This window comes from Aneurinibacillus sp. UBA3580, from assembly GCF_002375825.1.
GTDB classification, from domain to species: Bacteria; Bacillota; Bacilli; order Aneurinibacillales; family Aneurinibacillaceae; genus Aneurinibacillus; species Aneurinibacillus danicus.
In genome coordinates, this window is the sequence record NZ_DFMZ01000011.1 from 33,131 (window position 1) to 33,697 (window position 567).

Consider the following 567-nt stretch of genomic DNA (forward strand, 5'->3'; position numbering starts at 1 on the left):
TTCCTTTTAGCCAAATAAGCGTCTTATTTGCTTGCCGATTCTATTGAACTTTGCTTAGGGGGTCTATGTTCTTGAATCAACATGTAATCGCCGTGACCGAAGAACTGGTCGCACCGATTCTGGAAGAAGAAAATTTGGAGCTCGTCGAAATCGAATACAAGAAAGAAGGAAGCAACTGGTTCCTTCGCGTGTATATCGATAAAGAAGACGGCGTAGATATTGAAGATTGCGGACGTGTCAGTGAGAAGCTGAGCAAGAAGCTGGACGAGATCGATCCGATTCCGGGCGCATACTTTCTCGAAGTATCTTCGCCTGGCGCCGAACGTCCGTTGAAAAAAGAGCGAGATTTCGAGCGCGCCGTCGGCAAGCACGTACACGTGACGACATATGAGCCGATTAACGGCGCTAAAGTGTTTGAAGGCGAACTCGTTTCTTATGACGGACAAAATTTGGAGATTAAAGAAGCGAGAACGACTGCTGTCATTCCGCGCGATAAAGTGGCCAGCGCCCGTCTCGCGATTGTTTTTTAGGACTTGAAAGGAGGATTAGGGATAATCATGAATGCCG

Annotated in this window: 1 protein-coding gene; it reads left to right on the forward strand. The window is 47.4% G+C overall.

Annotation, left to right across the window (positions count from 1 at the left end; translation table 11 throughout):
- Nucleotides 1-65 precede the first annotated feature (65 nt).
- Entirely contained in the window at nt 66-530 is a 465-nt protein-coding gene (gene rimP, locus B2899_RS02270) for a ribosome maturation factor RimP (protein WP_146808958.1), read from the forward strand.
- Nucleotides 531-567 lie beyond the last annotated feature (37 nt).

What these genes read in the sequence shown, in the direction of transcription:
- rimP (WP_146808958.1), top strand. Translation starts at nt 66, where the DNA reads ATGTTCTTGAATCAACATGTAATCGCCGTGACCGAAGAACTGGTCGCA.